This window comes from Streptomyces sp. NPDC020742 (assembly GCF_040641675.1).
In the GTDB taxonomy this organism is placed as follows: domain Bacteria; phylum Actinomycetota; class Actinomycetes; order Streptomycetales; family Streptomycetaceae; genus Streptomyces.
In genome coordinates this window covers 1-17410 of record NZ_JBFAEA010000007.1, presented here as the reverse complement: position 1 = coordinate 17410, position 17410 = coordinate 1, and the positions used below count along the sequence as shown (strand labels likewise).

General features: G+C 71.1%; 17 protein-coding genes and 1 rRNA gene. 11 read left to right on the top strand and 7 right to left on the bottom strand.

Features of this window, described 5'->3' with window-relative positions; translation table 11 throughout:
- Window positions 1–209 precede the first annotated feature (209 nt).
- Window positions 210–2744, top strand: coding sequence for an FHA domain-containing protein (locus tag AB0G84_RS14940; RefSeq protein WP_361320029.1), 2535 nt, complete (start codon window positions 210–212; stop codon window positions 2742–2744).
- Window positions 2745–2840: 96 nt separating this feature from the next.
- On the opposite strand, the gene AB0G84_RS14935 is transcribed toward AB0G84_RS14940, so the two are convergent.
- From AB0G84_RS14935 to AB0G84_RS14925, 3 genes are all read right to left on the bottom strand, one after another.
- On the bottom strand, window positions 2841–3623 hold the full coding sequence (locus tag AB0G84_RS14935) for a transglycosylase SLT domain-containing protein (RefSeq protein WP_361320026.1): 783 nt from the start codon (window positions 3621–3623) through the stop codon (window positions 2841–2843).
- 696 nt (window positions 3624–4319) lie between these two features.
- Window positions 4320–5444: an S-adenosylmethionine:tRNA ribosyltransferase-isomerase gene (locus AB0G84_RS14930; RefSeq protein ID WP_361320537.1), complete on the bottom strand. Its 1125-nt coding sequence runs from the start codon at window positions 5442–5444 to the stop codon at window positions 4320–4322.
- Window positions 5444–6340 carry an SDR family oxidoreductase gene (locus AB0G84_RS14925; RefSeq protein ID WP_361320535.1) on the bottom strand — a complete coding sequence of 299 codons (897 nt, stop codon included), beginning with the start codon at window positions 6338–6340 and terminating at the stop codon, window positions 5444–5446. Before AB0G84_RS14925 ends, AB0G84_RS14930 begins: the two co-directional genes overlap by 1 nt.
- A 188-nt stretch (window positions 6341–6528) precedes the next feature.
- Here AB0G84_RS14925 and AB0G84_RS14920 point away from each other — a divergent pair, with 188 nt between their 5' ends.
- The 4 genes from AB0G84_RS14920 (at window position 6529) to AB0G84_RS14905 (ending at window position 9177) form a co-directional block, all read left to right on the top strand.
- Window positions 6529–7683 carry a GAF domain-containing sensor histidine kinase gene (locus tag AB0G84_RS14920; RefSeq protein WP_361320023.1) on the top strand — a complete coding sequence of 385 codons (1155 nt, stop codon included), beginning with the start codon at window positions 6529–6531 and terminating at the stop codon, window positions 7681–7683.
- Entirely contained in the window at window positions 7676–8323 is a 648-nt protein-coding gene (locus AB0G84_RS14915) for a response regulator transcription factor (RefSeq protein WP_361320020.1), read from the top strand. The genes AB0G84_RS14920 and AB0G84_RS14915 overlap by 8 nt, the downstream gene beginning before the upstream one ends.
- Window positions 8324–8519: 196 nt before the next feature.
- Window positions 8520–8762, top strand: coding sequence for a chaplin (locus AB0G84_RS14910; protein WP_361320017.1), 243 nt, complete (start codon window positions 8520–8522; stop codon window positions 8760–8762).
- A gap of 169 nt (window positions 8763–8931) precedes the next feature.
- A complete protein-coding gene (locus tag AB0G84_RS14905) occupies window positions 8932–9177 on the top strand; it encodes a chaplin (RefSeq protein ID WP_361320014.1) in 246 nt (81 codons plus the stop codon).
- A 238-nt stretch (window positions 9178–9415) separates the two neighbouring features.
- On the opposite strand, the gene AB0G84_RS14900 is transcribed toward AB0G84_RS14905, so the two are convergent.
- Entirely contained in the window at window positions 9416–10228 is an 813-nt protein-coding gene (locus tag AB0G84_RS14900; protein WP_361320011.1) for a hypothetical protein, read from the bottom strand.
- A 109-nt stretch (window positions 10229–10337) separates the two neighbouring features.
- Between AB0G84_RS14900 and AB0G84_RS14895 the strand changes: the two genes are divergently transcribed.
- The 4 genes from AB0G84_RS14895 (at window position 10338) to AB0G84_RS14880 (ending at window position 13547) form a co-directional block, all read left to right on the top strand.
- Entirely contained in the window at window positions 10338–11129 is a 792-nt protein-coding gene (locus tag AB0G84_RS14895) for an ABC transporter ATP-binding protein (protein ID WP_361320008.1), read from the top strand.
- A gap of 80 nt (window positions 11130–11209) precedes the next feature.
- Entirely contained in the window at window positions 11210–11623 is a 414-nt protein-coding gene (locus AB0G84_RS14890; RefSeq protein WP_361320533.1) for an NfeD family protein, read from the top strand.
- A gap of 101 nt (window positions 11624–11724) precedes the next feature.
- Window positions 11725–12663, top strand: a complete 939-nt coding sequence (locus AB0G84_RS14885) for an SPFH domain-containing protein (RefSeq protein ID WP_361320005.1) — start codon at window positions 11725–11727, stop codon at window positions 12661–12663.
- A gap of 116 nt (window positions 12664–12779) precedes the next feature.
- The gene (locus AB0G84_RS14880; protein WP_361320002.1) at window positions 12780–13547 is read left to right on the top strand and encodes a sulfite exporter TauE/SafE family protein; all 768 of its coding nucleotides are present in this window, start codon (window positions 12780–12782) and stop codon (window positions 13545–13547) included.
- A gap of 48 nt (window positions 13548–13595) precedes the next feature.
- Here AB0G84_RS14880 and AB0G84_RS14875 read toward each other — a convergent pair whose 3' ends face one another.
- The 3 genes from AB0G84_RS14875 to AB0G84_RS14865 form a co-directional block, all read right to left on the bottom strand.
- On the bottom strand, window positions 13596–14099 hold the full coding sequence (locus AB0G84_RS14875) for an HNH endonuclease (RefSeq protein ID WP_361319999.1): 504 nt from the start codon (window positions 14097–14099) through the stop codon (window positions 13596–13598).
- A 392-nt stretch (window positions 14100–14491) separates the two neighbouring features.
- Window positions 14492–15031: a YbhB/YbcL family Raf kinase inhibitor-like protein gene (locus AB0G84_RS14870; RefSeq protein WP_361319996.1), complete on the bottom strand. Its 540-nt coding sequence runs from the start codon at window positions 15029–15031 to the stop codon at window positions 14492–14494.
- Between the two features lie 41 nt (window positions 15032–15072).
- A complete protein-coding gene (locus AB0G84_RS14865) occupies window positions 15073–15855 on the bottom strand; it encodes a sporulation protein (protein ID WP_361319993.1) in 783 nt (260 codons plus the stop codon).
- A gap of 213 nt (window positions 15856–16068) precedes the next feature.
- Between AB0G84_RS14865 and AB0G84_RS14860 the strand changes: the two genes are divergently transcribed.
- Together AB0G84_RS14860 and AB0G84_RS14855 are read left to right on the top strand one after the other, a co-directional pair.
- The gene (locus tag AB0G84_RS14860) at window positions 16069–16719 is read left to right on the top strand and encodes a DNA-3-methyladenine glycosylase (RefSeq protein WP_361319990.1); all 651 of its coding nucleotides are present in this window, start codon (window positions 16069–16071) and stop codon (window positions 16717–16719) included.
- Window positions 16720–17325: 606 nt separating this feature from the next.
- Window positions 17326–17410 (top strand): 16S ribosomal RNA (locus AB0G84_RS14855); the annotation flags it as partial.

Genomic DNA, 17410 nt, shown 5'->3' with positions numbered 1-17410 from the left:
CGGGGTGCCCGGTACACCCCTAATCCGGTGATCCCTGCCCATCCATGGGCTCTTCCCGTGCTCCGGGCGCGTTTGACGGGCACCGCGGAACCCCGCTGCACCCCGGTCCCGTCCCGGTTTCCGGTCCACGGGCCGAGCCTGAAATAGTTCCTCACGATGTTCACCATCCCTGGACTTCCCGTACAGGGCGTCACTCGGGGGACTATGTAATGGGGCATGGAGTGCCTGAACTCGTACTCGAATTGAACGGAAGGACCTGGACGCTCGATCCGTCCCGGTCCTACAACGTGGGGCGTGATCCGCAGGGCGACATGGTGCTCGACGACGCCAGGGTCTCCTGGCGCCACGCCACCGTGCGATGGGCCGGCCGAGGCTGGCTCATCGAAGACCAGGGCAGCACCAACGGCACGTACGTCCAGGGTCAGCGGATCCACCAGATGGAGATCGGCCCGGGCTCGGCCGTGCACCTGGGGAACGCCACCGACGGCCCCCGGATCACCCTCTCCGCCGCCGCGCCGGCCGCCGACGCCTTCAGCGCTCAGCCCGCTGCGGCGCCGCAGGCGCAGGCCGGGCAGGCCGCGCAGGGCTGGCAGGCGCCGCCCGCGCAGCAGCCTCCGGCCCACCAGCCGCCCGGCCAGCAGGGCTGGCAGGCGCCGCCGCAGGGTCAGCAGCAGCCGTACGTCCCGCCCCAGCAGGCCGCCCCGCCGCCCCAGCAGCAGTCCGCGCCGCAGCCGAACGGGGACCGCAGCCCGACCACCTTCCACCGCCTGGACATGGGCCGGGTGATGCGCATCGGCCGTGCGCTGGAGAACGAACTGGTCGTCTCCGACCTCCAGGTCTCCCGCCACCACGCCGAGTTCCGTGCCACCCCCGACGGCCGCTTCGAGATCCGCGACCTGGGCAGCCACAACGGCACCTACGTCAACGGCCAGCCGGTCACCAAGTCCGGCACGAAGGTGATCGGCCCGAACGACATCATCGGCGTCGGCCACTCGACCTTCCGGCTGGTCGGCGACCGCCTGGAGGAGTTCGTCGACACCGGCGAGGTCTCCTTCTCGGCCCGCCACCTCACGGTCACCGTCGACGGCGGCAAGCAGATCCTCAAGGACGTCTCCTTCGGCGTCCCGGAGAAGTCGCTGATCGCCGTCATCGGCCCGTCCGGCTCCGGCAAGTCGACGCTGCTCAAGGCGCTGACCGGCTACCGCCCCGCCGACCAGGGCGATGTCCTCTACGACAACCGGAACCTCTACAAGCAGTTCGCCGAGCTGCGGCAGCGCATCGGCCTGGTCCCGCAGGACGACATCCTGCACAAGGAACTGACCGTCCAGAAGGCGCTTAAGTACGCGGCCAAGCTCCGCTTCCCCGGCGACACCGCGGAGACCGAGCGCGAGGCCCGGATCAACGAGGTGCTGCACGAGCTCAAGCTGCACGTCCACAAGGACAAGAAGGTCACCTCGCTCTCCGGCGGCCAGCGCAAGCGTGTCTCGGTGGCCCTGGAGCTGCTGACCAAGCCGTCGCTGATCTTCCTGGACGAGCCGACCTCCGGCCTGGACCCGGGCATGGACCGCGATGTGATGCAGCTGCTGCGCGGCCTCGCCGACGACGGCCGCACCGTCCTGGTCGTCACCCATTCCGTGGCCGAACTCGGCCTGTGCGACAAGCTGCTGGTGATGGCCCCGGGCGGTGGGGTGGCCTACTTCGGGCCGCCCGAGGAGGCGCTGAACTTCTTCCAGTACGACACCTGGGCGGACGTCTTCTCGGCCTTCGAGAACTACCGGGACTACGACTGGATGGGCCGCTGGCGCGGCTCCCCGCACTACCAGATGTACGCGGCGGACATCGACGCGGTGGCCCCGCAGTCGGTCGACGTCCAGCCGCCGCCGGCCCGGATACAGAAGTCCCAGAGCTGGGGCTCGCAGCTGTGGACGCTGATGCGCCGCTATGTCTCGGTGCTCGCCTCCGACCGTGGCTTCCTCGGCCTGATGCTGATCCTGCCGGCGGTGCTCGGCGTGGTCTCGATGCTGATCCCCAGCGACTACGGCCTGGCGTACGGACCGCTGGCGAAGGCCCGCACCAACCGCGACGCCAGCACCATCTCGCTGATCCTCGCGGTCGGGATGTGCTTCTCCGGCGCGGCCAACTCCGTCCGTGAGCTGATCAAGGAACGGGTCATCTACGAGCGCGAACGGGCCACCGGCCTGTCGCGGTCGGCGTACCTGATGTCCAAGGTGATCGTGCTCGGTGTGGTCACCGCCTTCCAGGGCGCGATCATCGCGGTGATCGGCTTCTGGACCCGGAAGATGCCCGCCGAGGGCCTGATCTTCCCCACGCACCCGTCCATCGAGATGACGCTGGCGATCATCGCGCTGGGCTTCACCTCGATGATGTTCGGCCTGGTCATCTCCTCGCTGGTGAAGACGGCGGAGAAGACCATGCCGCTGCTGGTGATGTTCGCCATCGTCCAGGTGGTCTTCACCGGTGTGCTCTTCCAGCTCTTCGACACCATCGGCGTGGCCCAGGTGGCCTGGCTGATGCCGTCGCGCTGGGCCATGGCCGCGCTGGGCGCGACCGCCGATATGAACACCCTGCTGCCGTGGGAGCCGGGCCACCCCGACCCCCTCTGGAAGCACCAGACCGGCGTCTATGTGATGGACATGATCATCCTGATCACCCTGGGCGTCGCGATGGGTTTCGCCGTCGCGCGGCTGCTGCGCCGCCACGAGCCGGAGGTCATGCGCAAGTAACGCGGCACCACCCGCAACGCCCGAGGGGCGGCACCCGGTCCGGGTGCCGCCCCTCGGCGGTGTGCGCACGCTGTGCGGCGGGCGTCAACCAGCTGATCAGTAGGCCGAGTTGACGTTGTCCATCGAGCCGTACTTGTCGGCCGCGTAGTTGCAGGCGGCGGTGATGTTGGCGACCGGGTCGTAGATGTTCCAGGAGGTGCCGTTGACGTGGTACTGCTTGAACGTCGGGTCGATCACCTGCAGCAGGCCCTTGGACGGGATGCCGTTCTGGGCGTTGATGTCCCAGAGGTTGATCGCCATCGGGTTGCCCGAGGACTCCCGGATGATGTTCCGGTAGATGCCGTTGTACGAGCCCGGGATGCCCTTCTTGGCCATGACGTCCAGTGACTCGCGGATCCAGCCGTCGAGGTTGTTCGGGTAGGTCTTGACGGCCGGCTTCGGGGCGGCCTTCGGGGTGGCCTTCGGGGCGGCCTTCGGCGCCGCCGCGGGGATCGCGGTGCGGACCGCGGACCGGCTGGCGGCCTGCTTCGCCTTGCGCGCCTTCTCGGCCTTGGCCTTCGCCTCGGCGGCGGCCTTCGCCTTGGCTGCCTTCACCGCGGCGGCCTTCTTGGCGGCGGCCTCGGCCTTGCCCGTGGCGGCGGAGTCGGCGGCCTGCTTGGCGATGGTGGCCTGCTGGGCCTTGGCGGCGGTGCCGACCGCGCTGAAGGCGACCGGCTTCACGTTCTCTACGGACACGGCCTCGGGCTTGCTCTGGCCGCCGTCCGCACCCGGTACGGCGGTGAAGATCAGCGCGGCGGCACCGGCGGCGGCGACACCAGCGGCGGAGATCTTCTGGGTCCGGGTGAGGCGGTGGAAACCGGAAATCGCGTGCTTGGGCATGGCGGGACAGACCTTCCGATGGGGGACATCGCACGGGCCTGGAGCGGCGGCAAACGCCGAGTTCTGACCACGGCGCCGAGCGACGAGAGCCATTCTTAGCGGCCGAAAATTGCCCCGGCAAAGGTGTGACGTACGATCCGGGTTAGTGGAACCGTGGCCCGGAATATTGCGTCCCGAATAGTCAAATCCCAGGTCACGCGGTAATCAGGACACCACTAACCCGGGTCGTAAGTGATGTGCGTCCTATTAGCGGCGTCACAGTGCGGAGGGTTTTGTCTCGCCGGACGTAATTGCGAACGCACAGGCTGTGCGTATCAGCTCTCGGCCCTCGCCCGGCGGCAATGGGGCGACGGCCGGGAGCGGCGACTTCGTACTCCGGCGCTGGAATTCTCGTCGGGATCACCGCGCTCGCCGCCCGCCCCGGGCTCGCCGCCCGCCCCGGGCTCGCCGCCCGCCCCGGGCTCGCCGCCCGCCCCGGGCTCGCCGTGCCCCGCCCGCTCGCCCGGCCCTCGCTCGCCGCCCGGCCCGGCGTCCCCCACCGGAGCCGCACCGGACCGGGCGTACCCACCGGCGCCCCCTTGGTGAAACGACCCGCCCCCGGGTGCGGCCCCCGGTACGGCGCCCCGGGTGCGGCCGCCGGTACGGCGCCCCCCCAGTGCGCGCCCCCGGTGCGGAGTCCCGCCCCCGGTCCGGGACTCAGCCCGGCAGCAGCAGATGCAGATCGCCGAATTCGTGCCACAGGTAGCGCCGCTGCACCGCCGCCGCATAGGCCGCGCGCAGCGTCTCCCGGTCCGCGGTCGCCGCCGCCACCGCCTCCAGCATCAGCAGATGCGAGGCGGTGGGCTCGTGCAGCCCGGTGAGCAGGCCGTCCACCACCCGTACCCCGCGCTCCGGCGTCACCACGAGGTCCGTCCAGCCGGCGGTGGCCCGGACCCGCCCGTCCGCACCGGCCGCCGACTCCAGGGCCCGTACGGCGGTGGTGCCCACCGCGACCACCCGCCCGCCGGTGCCCCGCCGCGCAGCCCGTCGCCGCGCCCGTGCGGCGTTCACCAGCCAGGCCGTCGCCGGCGGCACCACGAAGCGCTCCGGGTACGGCGGCTCGAACGCCTCCGCCGACGCCACCCCCGTGTGCAGGGAGAGCGGCGCGAACTGCACGCCCTTGCTGACCAGCCGTGCCACCAGTTCCGCGGTGAACGGCCGGGCCGCGCTCGGCATCTCGGCGCTGCCGCCGCCGGGGGAGTCCACCGCGAACACCGTCTGGTACGCGGCCAGCGGCTGGTCCCGGTCCGTGTAGCCGTACCGGATCGGCCGCCCGTGCCGCCGCATCAGCTCCTCCGCCCGCCCGCCCCTCAGCTGGGCCCACCACAGCCGTACGCCCCCGGGGTCCACCGGCCCCTCCAGGACCAGCCGTGCCCCGTCCGGGAGCCGTACCACCGTGCCGGGCGGGCCACCCGGCCGCGGCAGGGTGCTGCCCCGGCCGTCCGGGCGGCGCAGCTCCACGCTCCAGCGGCCGGCCACCGAGCGCCCCGCCGGGTGCCGGCGGTCGGCCCGGGTCGAGAAGTGCACCACCACCGGCTCACCGCGGCCCCGGCCGTCACCGACCCGGCCGTCCACCGCGGCAGGCAGGGTCCGGGACGTGTTGACCACCAGGACGTCCCCGGGGGCCAGCAGCTCCGGCAGCTCACCGAAGGCGTGGTCACCGGGCTCGGCCGTCCCCCGGCTCACCAGCAGCCGTACGGCGTCCCGGCCCAGCCCCGGCCCCCGCTGCTCGGCCGGCTCCCGGGCGGACAGCTCCTCCGGTACGCGCAGCGCCTCCGCGATCACCGGTCGCTCACCCCGTTCGGGGCGGCCGACAGCTCCGCCGCCGTGTACCGGCCGCTGGGGGCCGCCCCGTCCAGCAGCCGCAGCAGCGCCGGGACCACCGTCTCTGGCAGCGGGCGCCCGGAGTCGTCGTCGGCCGGGACGGCCGCCGCGTACAGGTCGGTCCGCATGTCGCCCGGGTCGACCCACCACACCCGCAGCCCCGGCTCCTCCACCGCGAGCACCGCGGAGAGCTGGTCCAGCGCGGCCTTCGACGCTCCGTAGCCGCCCCAGGTCGGATAGGCCTCCACGGCGGCGTCCGAGCTCAGCGAGAGGACCGCCCCGCCACGCACTCCGTGAGGCCGGGGAGTATCGCCCCTATAAGGGTGCGAATCGGACAAATGTGAACTATCGGAATTCTGCGAGTAAGGGTGGGCATCGTACGCACCGCTCTTGCCGCCAACCCCTCCATGAGGAATGTCTCCTATGGAGGGGGTCTCTTCTGCATACGAGGGCAGATAGGAGGAATCTCGCAAAAGGGGCAATGTCTGCTGAATAAGTCCCAGCGGCGCCATCGCATTCACCTCCAGCGCCCGGCGCACCCCGTCCAACGGATGGTCGGCCAGCCGCACCAGCGGCTCGGCCCCCAGCGCGCTGGCGTTGTTCACCAGCAGGTCCAGCCCGCCCAGCTCCCCGGCCGCGGCCACCAGCGCGGCCTGGTGCCGGCCGTCCGTCACGTCCCCGGTCAGCGCCACCACCCGGGCCCCCGTGCTCCGCAGTGCGGCAGCCGTCTCCTCCAGCGGCCCGGCCGACCGGGCGTCCACCACCAGATCCCAGCCACGGACGGCCAGCGCCCGGGCCAGCGCGCGGCCCAGCCCCTTCGACGCCCCCGTGATGATCGCCACCGGCATGGTCAGGTCCCTTCCCCGCTTCCCGCCCGGAGCGGCCGCCCCGAGCCCACGCCCTCACCGTAGGAACGCCCCCGCCCGCCCGGCGTCGGCCGGCGGACCGGCCCCGGCCAGGGCGTTCGGCCTAGGACCGGGGTCCTGGACGGACGCGTCGCAGGACCGATACGGGCAGGTCACGCCGCCGGTACCGTGAAGCCATGACCAATGGACCGGGGGCCGGGATCCCCGCGGTGAGCACCGCGATCCTGGCGATGAGCAGGCATCTGGAGGTGCGCGACGTCCTCAAGACGATCGTGGCCTCGGCCCGCGAGCTGCTGGACGCCGAGTACGCCGCCCTGGGGGTACCCGACGACCACGGCGGCTTCGCCCAGTTCGTGGTCGACGGCGTTAGCGCCGAGCAGTGGAAGGCCATCGGCCCACTGCCCCGCCAACACGGCATCCTCGCCGCGATGTTGCACAACGCCACCCCCGAGCGGCTCGCCGACGTCCGGCAGGACCCCCGCTTCGGCGGCTGGCCGGCCGCCCACCCCGACATGTCGGACTTCCTGGGCCTGCCGGTGGCCGACGGCGACGAGATCCTCGGCGCCCTCTTCCTCGCCAACAAGCGCTGCCCCGAGCCCGCCGCGCGCCGTGACGGCTGCGGCTTCACCGAGGACGACGAGCGGCTGCTCGGCATACTCGCCCAGCACGCCGCCATCGCCCTGACCAACGCCCGCCTCTACGAGCGCAGCCGCGAGCTGACCATCGCCGGCGAGCGCGCCCGGCTCGCCCATGAGCTGCACGACGCGGTCGCCCAGAAGCTCTTCTCCCTCCGCCTGACCGCCCAGGCCGCCACCGCCCTGGTCGACCGCGACCCGGCCCGCGCCAAGGACGAGCTCCACCAGGTCGCCGCGCTCGCCGCGGAGGCCGCCGACGAACTGCGCGCCGCCGTCGTCGAACTGCGCCCCGCCGCCCTGGACGAGGACGGCCTGGTCGCCACCCTGCGCTCCCAGATCCAGGTCCTGGACCGCGCCCACTCCGCCCGGGTCTCCTTCACCGCCCACGGGGTGCGGGCGCTGCCGGCCGCCCAGGAGGAGGCCATGCTCCGGGTCGCCCAGGAGGCGCTGCACAACGCGCTGCGGCACTCGGGCGCCGAGTCCGTCGAGGTCACCCTCGCGCGCAGCGGCCAGGGCGCGCTGCTGCGGATCGCCGACGACGGTTGCGGCTTCGACCCCGGTGCGGTCCGCCGGGCCGGCCGCCACCTCGGCCTGGTGTCGATGCACGACCGCGCCGGGGGCGTCGGTGGGAAGCTCACCGTGGAGTCGGAGCCCGGCAAGGGCACCGCTGTCGAGATGGAGGTGCCCGGTGGCTGACACCCGACCGATCCACGTCCTGCTCGTCGACGACCACCAGGTCGTACGACGGGGACTGCGCACGTTCCTGGAGGTCCAGGGCGACATCGAGGTGGTGGGGGAGGCCTCCGACGGGGCCGAGGGGATCGCCGCCACCGAGCAACTGCGCCCGGACGTCGTCCTGATGGACGTGAAGATGCCCGGCATGGACGGCATTGAAGCGCTCCGCAAACTGCGGGAGCTGGACAACCCCGCCCGGGTGCTGGTGGTCACCAGCTTCACCGAACAGCGCACCGTCGTCCCGGCGCTCCGGGCGGGCGCGGCCGGCTACGTCTACAAGGACATCGACCCCGAGGCGCTGGCCGCCGCCATCCGCTCCGTGCACGCCGGCCATGTCCTGCTGCAGCCCGAGGTGGCCGGTGCGCTGCTCTCCCAGGACGAGGGCAACGGCGGCCAGGGGAGGGGCGGTTCCCTGACCGAGCGGGAGACCGAGGTGCTCGGCCTGATCGCGGACGGCCGTTCCAACCGCGAGATCGCCCGCGCGCTGGTGCTGTCCGAGAAGACCGTCAAGACCCATGTCTCCAACATCCTGATGAAGCTCGACCTCGCCGACCGCACCCAGGCCGCGCTGTGGGCCGTACGCCACGGCATCGGGGTCTGAGCAGCGCGGACGGCGGATCCGGACCGGGGGCGACGGTCGTCCATAGGACAATGCGTCAACCCGAAAGCCGCCCCCGGTCCGAGATTCATACTGTCGTGTAGCCATAGCCCGTTCGGCGTATCCCTCCTCGGTCCGGGCCGTTGTCCAGAGCAGTCGTGGCGGCTGGTCACGGCAACGGCAATGAGGAGCAACAGAAGTGAAGAACATCAAGCGCGCAGCGGCCATCACGATGGCGGCGAGCGGTCTCGCTCTCGCGGGTGCCGGCGTCGCTTCGGCCCAGGGCCCGCAGGCGGCGGGTGGCGCCACCAACTCCCCCGGCATCGTCTCCAGCAACCTCGTCCAGGCCCCGGTGCACGTCCCGGTGAACGCCTGCGGCAACACCGTCTCGGTGGTCGGTCTGCTCAACCCCACCTTCGGCGACCCCTGCGTGAACAACTGACCGCAGGCCCGCCCACGGGGCTCGCACGGCCCGCGTGACACCAGGCAGTGCCCTGGCCCGCGCGGGTCGCGCCGGACCGGCCCCGGCACGCCGTGGCCGTGCGGCCGGTCCCTCTCCACACCGTCATCGTCGTCATTCCGGCTCTGTGCCGCGAAGTGAGGAACTCCCCATGAACACCGCCAAGAAGGCCGCCCTCGTTCTCTCCGCCACCGGTCTGGCCCTCGGTGCGGCCGCCGGTTCGGCCTTCGCCGCCAGCGGCCCGCAGGCCGCCGGGGGCGCCACGGACTCTGCCGGTATCGCCTCCGGCAACCTGGTCCAGGCCCCGGTGTACGTCCCGGTGAACGTCAACGGCAACACCGTCGACGTCGTCGGTGTCCTCAACACCGCCTTCGGCAACGTCAGCACCAACAACTGACCCTGCCTCACCGGTGCCGGACGGCTCCTCCGCTCCGAGCCGTCCGGCACCGCGGCGCTGTCGGTCCCGGACGCTGCCGGCCCGGCCCTCGCCGCACCCGTCCTCGGCAACTCCGCTGAGGAGAACGGAAGCTGTCCGGGCGGAGGGCGAACAGCTCGCCCTGCCCAGAGCTGTTCGCGCCGTCCCGACAACGGCCCCGCCGTCGACCACACAAGGGTCCGGCGGGGCCGGCCTCCGTTCACCCCCGGTGCCGCTCCCGTTCCTCCGCCGCGGAGTTGTACGCCGCCACCTGCGCCCGCCGGGCCGTACGCTCCACCGGACGCAGCGCCTGCGCGCGAGCCGCGATCTCCGAGGAGCTCACCGCCGCGCCGTGCTCCCCGTCCCCGCCGGCCGCGTGCGCGATGTCGATCAGCGCGCCGACCCGCTGCGCCAGCTCCAGCACCCGTACCGCCCGCGGGGGGTAGCCGGGGGCCAGTATCTGCCGGCCGGCCTCCGCCCGCGCCCGGTACGCCTCCAGCGCCGCCTGCGCCACCGGCCCGGATCCGGCCACGTCCAGCTGTGAGAGCACGTCGGTGGCCTCCCGCAGCGCCTCCGCCAGCTCCCGCTCCGCCTCGCCCAGCGACGGCACATCGGCGGGCGGCGCCTCGCGCACCGGCAGGCAGCGCCAGACCACCTCCACATGCACATCCGGCGCGGCACCGCCCGCCGGCCCGGCTTCGAACGCCTCCGGGACCAGCCCGAGCCCGGCACCCGAGGCGAGCACCGCCTCCCCGGCCTCCAGCGCCCGCGCATTGAACTCCGGCGGTCCGCACAGCCCCAGCGGATGCCCCGGCACCGGCAGCGCCACCCGCAGGCCGACCGCACCCAGCGCCCGCAGCCGCCCCAGCGCGAGGGTCAGCCCGACCGGGGCCGCCTCCCCGGGCAGGTCCGCGACGCGGTGCACCGCATCGTCCTCCGCGATCCGATGCGCGGCGTCATCAGGTGAGACAAGTCCGGCCAAAAGGGCATTTCCCCATGCCGCCAACCGTCCCGAACGAGGTTCATCGAGCATGGTCCCCAGCCTAGGGAACGGCACTGACAACGAGTGGCGTAGGTTTGCAGGGGGGCTGCGCCTACAGGTGCACCGCGACGACCGATAAGCAATGGGAGACAACGCGCTCATGAGCGATGTGCTGGAGCTGGTGGACGTATCCGTGGTCCGCGAAGGACGGGCTCTGGTGGACCAGGTCTCCTGGTCGGTGAAGGAGGGGGAGCGCTGGGTGATCCTGGGCCCCAACGGCGCCGGCAAGACCACCCTGCTGAACCTCGCCTCCAGCTACCTCTACCCGACCGCGGGCTCCGCCTCGATCCTCGGCGAGCAGCTCGGCAAGGTCGACGTCTTCGAGCTGCGCCCGCGCATCGGCATCGCCGGCATCGCGCTCGCCGACAAGCTGCCGCGCAGCCAGACCGTCCTGCAGACCGTGCTCACCGCCGCGTACGGCATGACCGCGCACTGGCAGGAGAACTACGAGGACATCGACGAGCAGCGCGCCCGCGCCTTCCTCGACCGGCTCGGGATGAACGACTACCTCGACCGGAAGTTCGGCACCCTCTCCGAGGGCGAGCGCAAGCGCACCCTGATCGCCCGCGCCATGATGACCGACCCCGAGCTGCTCCTGCTGGACGAGCCGGCCGCCGGCCTCGACCTGGGCGGCCGCGAGGACCTGGTCCGCCGCCTCGGCCGCCTCGCCCGCGACCCGTACGCGCCCTCGATGGTGATGGTCACCCACCACGTCGAGGAGATCGCGCCCGGCTTCACCCACGTTCTGATGATCCGTCAGGGCAAGGTGCTCGCCGCCGGCCCGATCGACCTGGAGCTGACCTCCAGGAACCTCTCCCACTGCTTCGGTGTCCCCCTGGTCGTCGAGCAGGTGGGCGACCGCTGGACCGCACAGGGCCTGCCGATGGGCTGAGCCCCCGGCCGATCGCGCTGGCCGATCGCGCCCTGTCCCGGACAGCGCTGCGGATCTACCATGAAGCCGTGGATCCTTGGGTGTGGTGGCTGATCGCCGCCGTAGGGCTGGGCATTCCTCTCGTCGTGACCGCGATGCCCGAATTCGGGATGCTCGCGGTCGGTGCCGTCGGCGGTGCCGTCACCGCAGCGGTCGGTGGCGGCACCGTCTGGCAGTTCCTCGTGTTCGCCGCGGTGTCGGTCGCCCTGATCGCCGTCGTACGCCCCCTCGCCAACCGCCACCGCGGCCAGAGCCCCCAACTCGCGTCCGGAATCGACGCACTGAAGGGCAGGAGCGCCACGGTCCTGGAGCGGGTCGACGGCGGTGGCGGCGGCCGCATCAAACTCGCCGGCGAGATCTGGTCCGCCCGCGCCCTCGACGGCGACCGGGTGTACGAGCCCGGCCAGCAGGTCGACGTCGTCGAGATCGACGGAGCCACCGCCGTCGTCATCTGACCCGAACACGCTGCGCGACGAGCCATGTCTCTGGAACACTGATCACCGGCAAGCCGGTCGCCGGCCGGCACGGACCAGCAACGAAGGGCACGGGAGCCGCTGTGGAACCGATCATCATCGTCCTGATCATCCTGGTGGTGCTCGTGTTCATCGCACTCATCAAAACGATCCAGGTCATCCCACAGGCGAGCGCCGCCATCGTGGAGCGCTTCGGCCGCTATACGAGAACGCTGAACGCGGGCCTGAACATCGTCGTCCCGTTCATCGACTCCATCCGCAACCGCATCGACCTCCGCGAGCAGGTCGTGCCGTTCCCGCCGCAGCCGGTGATCACCCAGGACAACCTGGTCGTGAACATCGACACCGTCATCTACTACCAGGTGACCGATGCGCGCGCCGCGACCTACGAGGTCGCCAGTTACATCCAGGCCATCGAGCAGCTCACGGTCACCACCCTCCGGAACATCATCGGCGGAATGGACCTGGAGCGGACCCTGACCTCCCGCGAGGAGATCAACGCGGCGCTGCGCGGCGTCCTCGACGAGGCCACCGGCAAGTGGGGCATCCGCGTCAACCGCGTCGAGCTCAAGGCGATCGAGCCGCCGACCTCCATCCAGGACTCGATGGAGAAGCAGATGCGCGCCGACCGTGACAAGCGCGCCGCCATCCTCCAGGCCGAGGGTGTCCGGCAGTCCCAGATCCTGACCGCCGAGGGTGAGAAGCAGTCCTCGATCCTGCGCGCCGAGGGTGAGGCCAAGGCCGCCGCACTGCGCGCCGAGGGTGAGGCCCAGGCGATCCGGGTGGTCTTCGAGTCCATCCACGCCGGGGACCCCGACCAGAAGCTGCTCTCCTACCAGTACCTCCAGATGCTCCCGAAGATCGCCGAGGGCGACGCCAACAAGCTCTGGATCGTCCCCAGCGAGATCGGCGACGCCCTCAAGGGCCTCGGCGGCGCCATCGGCAACTTCACCCCGCCGACCGGCGGCGGCTCCATCCCCAAGCCCACCGAGCCCAAGCACGAGACCCCGCCGATCGACTGACGACCCGCCTCCCGCACCGGGCGCAGTCCTGGTGTGACCGGCGAGACACTGCCACCCCCGCGTCCCCTGGTGCATGATCGGGCGGGACCGTACCGATCATGCACGGGGGAGTGAGCATGACCTTCTGGGAAGCCGTAGCCGTCTTCGCCGCAGGCCTGGGCGCCGGCACCATCAACACCATCGTCGGCTCCGGGACTCTGATCACCTTCCCGGTACTGCTCGCCTTCGGCGTCCCGCCGGTCACCGCCAACGTCTCCAACACCCTCGGTCTGATCCCCGGTTCGGTCAGCGGCGCCATCGGCTACCGCCGCGAACTGGTCGGCCAGCGCGGGCGCATCCTGCGCTTCGGCGGCGTCTGTCTGCTCGGCGGCCTGGCCGGCGCGATGCTGCTGCTGGCGCTGCCCTCCCAGACCTTCGACATGGTCGTGCCGGTGCTGATCGGCCTGGCGCTGGTCCTCGTCATCGTCCAGCCCACCCTGGCCGCCCGGCTCCGCGCCCGCCACGAGCGCAACGGCACCACCGCCCACCCCGACGGCGGGCCGGTCCTGCTCCTCGGTCTGTTGCTGGCCAGCGCCTACGGCGGCTACTTCGGCGCCGCTCAGGGCGTGCTCTACGTCTCCCTGATGGGCCTGCTGCTCAACGAGACCCTCCAGCGGATCAACGCCCTCAAGAACGTCCTCGCCGCGCTCGTCAACGGCGTCGCGGCGGTCTTCTTCCTCTTCGTCGCCACCTTCGACTGGACCGCGGTGCTCCTGATCGCGGTCGGCTCCACCCTCGGCGGCATGCTCGGCGCCCGGGTCGGCCGCCGGCTGCCGCCCACCGCACTGCGCGCCGTCATCGTCCTCGTCGGCGTGGTGGCCATCGTCCAACTCCTGCTGAAGTAGCCGGAGTCGAACGACGGCCCGGGCCTCAGGCCCGCCGCACCCCCGGCCCTACGCCGGCTGCGCCAGCCACTCCGGCAGCGTCTCCCGGACGGACACCCCCAGCGTCGACAGCAGCGCGTCCGCCGGCGTGGGCTCGAACGGCCGCCGCAGCAGCGCCATCCCCGCCTGCTCGGGCGTACGGTCCGCCTTGCGGTGATTGTCCTCGGCGCAGGAGGCGACCGTATTCAGCCAGGTGTCGCCGCCGCCGCGCGACCGCGGCATGACGTGGTCCACCGTCGTCGCCCGCCGCCCGCAGTACGCACACCGGTGCTGGTCACGCACCAGCACCCCGCGCCGCGACCACGGCGCACGTTTTCGGAACGGCACCCGGACGTACCTGCTCAGCCTGATCACCTGCGGCACCGGTACGTCCGTCGACGCGGCACGGATCCGCAGTCCCGGGTGCGCCTGCTCGACGACGGCCTTGTCCTGCATGACCAGCACCACCGCTCGCCGCAGCGACACCGTCGCCAGCGGCTCGAAGCTCGCATTCAGCACCAGCGTCTCGCGCATCCCGTCCACCTCCCGGACCCGCTCCGCCCCCGTGGCGAAGTTGCTCCACTGTGCAGTGGCAGGTATTCCCCGAACAACGCAATTTCCGTATGCCACAAGGGAAATGGAGAGCGATCACAAAATGAAGACGAGGGGTGGACGGCGGAATCCCGCATCCCCGGAAAGCGAAAAGCGGATCGCTCCGGGTCCCACCCCCGTGAACACGCGGGACCCGAAGCGAACGGCAGCCGGCGCGGACACCCGACACGGGCGCGGGCTCCGGCGGGCGACACACCTGCGCCCCGCCGCTCCCGTCACTGCGGTACCAGCTGCCCGACGCCCTGAGAAAAGGGCGGCGGCTCGGATACCACTCTGCGTACGGAGAGCGCCGGGGCGCAACGGAATTACGACGTTCAGCCCGCCGCCGGCACCTCGAATTCGGCAATCAGCTGGGCCCGCCCGACCGTGTGGAACCGCAGATTGAACCCCACCACCGCGGGCGAGGCGTCCGCGTCCGGGCCGAGCTTCTCCTGATCCACCGCGTACACGGTGAACACATAGCGGTGCGGACCGTCACCGGGCGGCGGCGCCGCACCCCCGAAGTCCCGCGTCCCGTAGTCGTTACGGACGTGCACGGCACCCTCGGGCAGCCCCTTCATGTCCCCGGACCCGGCACCGGCCGGCAGCTCCGTGACCGACGCCGGGATGTCGAACAGCGACCAGTGCCAGAAGCCACTGCCCGTCGGCGCGTCCGGGTCGTAGCAGGTCACGGCGTAGCTCTTGGTCCCCGCGGGAGCGCCCTCCCACCGCAGCTGCGGCGAGGTGTTCCCCGCGGCGTACACCTGCTCCGGCCGCAGCGTCCCGCCCGGCTCCACCTCGTCGCTCAGCACCGTGAACTCCGGAACCGGCGGGTGGAAATCGTGCGGGAGCGGCCGCCGCTTCAGCTCGGACACTCGAACCTCCTGGTCGCTTGCTGACACTCTGTCCGGCCAGGTTAGAGCCAGTTGCGCTTGCCGCCGACCTCCGCCAGCCACTGGTTGAGGTATCCCGCCCAGTCGGTCCCCTCGAAGTCGTGCAGCCCGACCGTGAACGACCGGTAGGTGTCCGACCCCTCGCTGAACAGCCCGGGCTTCTTGTCCATCTCCAGAATGACGTCCATCTCCCGGTCGTCCGCCACGAACGACAGCTCGACCTGGTTCAGCCCCCGGTACTGCTGCGGCGCGTAGAACTCGATCTCCTGGTAGAAGGGCAGCTGCTGCCGCGTCCCGTGGATGTGCCCCTGCTCCAGGTCGGCCGCCTTGAAACGGAAGCCCAGCCGTCCGAACGCGTCCAGGATCGCCTGCTGCGCCGGCAGCGGGTGCACATTCACCGGGTCGAGGTCCCCGGAGTCCACCGCCCGCGCGATCGCCAGCTCGGTGGTCACCCCGACGCTCATCCCGTGCAGATGCGTCCCCAGGAACGTGGTGATCGGCGTCTCCCACGGGATCTCCAGCCCGAACGGCACGGTGTGCGCCGCGCCCGGCTGCACCTCGAACGCGCCGCCCAGCTGGACCTTGGTGAACTGGATGTCCCGCTTGTACTCCTCGTCGCCGCTCTCTACCTCGACCCGCGCCTGCAGGCCGATGGACAGCCCCTGGATCTCCTGGGCCACCGACCCGCCCTGGATGCGCACCTCACCCTGTACGACCCCGCCCGGGACGACGTTCTCCTCGAAGAGCACCGTCTCCACCGACGCGCCCCCGGCCCCCAGGCTCGCCAGCAGCTTCTTGAATCCCATGGTCGTCCTCCCCAGGCGCAGCGCCTGTGTTCCGATGTGTTGCGTGCCGGCACCTCGTCCCGGCCCCCGCGTGCTGTGCGGCGAACCGCTCCCCGCGCAGTGCTTGCTACGAACGCACCACCGCGCCGGCCGGTTCCACCGCCCACACTTTCCCAACCCCGACGTCCCCCTGGCCAGCCGCCACCCGCCACCGCTCCACTACCCTCGGGCCGCATGACCGACGTACCGGAACGAATGCCGCTGCACCGCGACTTCTTCGCCCGCCCGGTGGTGGAGGTGGCCCCCGACCTGCTGGGCCGCACCCTGGTACGGAACACCCCCGCAGGACCGATCGAACTCCGGCTGACCGAGGTCGAGGCGTACGACGGCGAGAACGACCCGGGCTCCCACGCCTACCGGGGCCGCACCGCCCGCAACGCCACCATGTTCGGCCCGCCCGGCCACGCGTACGTCTACTTCATCTACGGCATGTGGTTCAGCCTCAACGCGGTCTGCGGCCCCGAGGGCCGGGCCAGCGGCGTCCTGCTGCGCGCGGGCGAGATCCTCACCGGTGCGCAGCTCGCCGCCGATCGCCGCCCCAAGGCCCGCAACACCAGGGAACTCGCCAAGGGCCCGGCCCGCCTGGCCACTGCCCTGGACATCGACCGAGGCCTCGACGGCACGGACCTGTGCCGTGGCGGCGACGCCCCGCTCACGCTGCTGCATGGCAGCCCGCCGGCTCCGGAACGGGTACGCAACGGGCCCCGCACCGGCGTCGGTGGGGACGGCGCCGACCACCCCTGGCGCTACTGGATCGACGGTGACCCGACGGTGAGTCCCTACCGGCGCCATGCGCCCCGGCGCCGCGCCACCAGCGCTACTTGACTCTCCCTCGTCAAACACCTAACGTAGCCCGAGCCGCTGGAGACGGGCAGCGCTATCTGCGCAGACCGCCAGGCGGCAAAACCAACTACTCCGAACGACTCCCTGACGGGTCCTATTTGGCGTTGCCCAAATTCGATCCGACCGGCTCGATTATGAGCCGCCAGGGTAAGCCGCTAAAGTAGTGACCGCCGAAAGGGCCGCGAATAGCAGTCCGCCGGCAAACCCCCTCCGACGGGAAATCGGAACCGAAATCGAGCCGACAAGGCGAGACAACGGATCTGATAGAGTCGGAACCGCGAAGAAGCCGAAAGGCCGAAACGCACCGGCGAAAATCGGAGCCGCAAGGATCTGATAGAGTCGGAAACGCAAGACCGAAGGGAAGCGCCCGGAGAGCCTGGTGAAACAGGCACAAAGGAAGCGTCCGTTCCTTGAGAACTCAACAGCGTGCCAAAAGTCAACGCCAGATATGTTGATAACCCCGTCTACCGGAGACTTCCGGTGACGAGGTTCCTTTGAAAAACACAGCGAGGACGCTGTGAACGACCGGGACTATTCCTCCTGGTCGTTCCGCTCAACGCGAGTGTTCACCGGGATATCCCGGAAGCATTCACGGAGAGTTTGATCCTGGCTCAGGACGAACGCTGGCGGCGTGCTTAACACATGCAAGTCGAACGATGAACCTCCTTCGGGA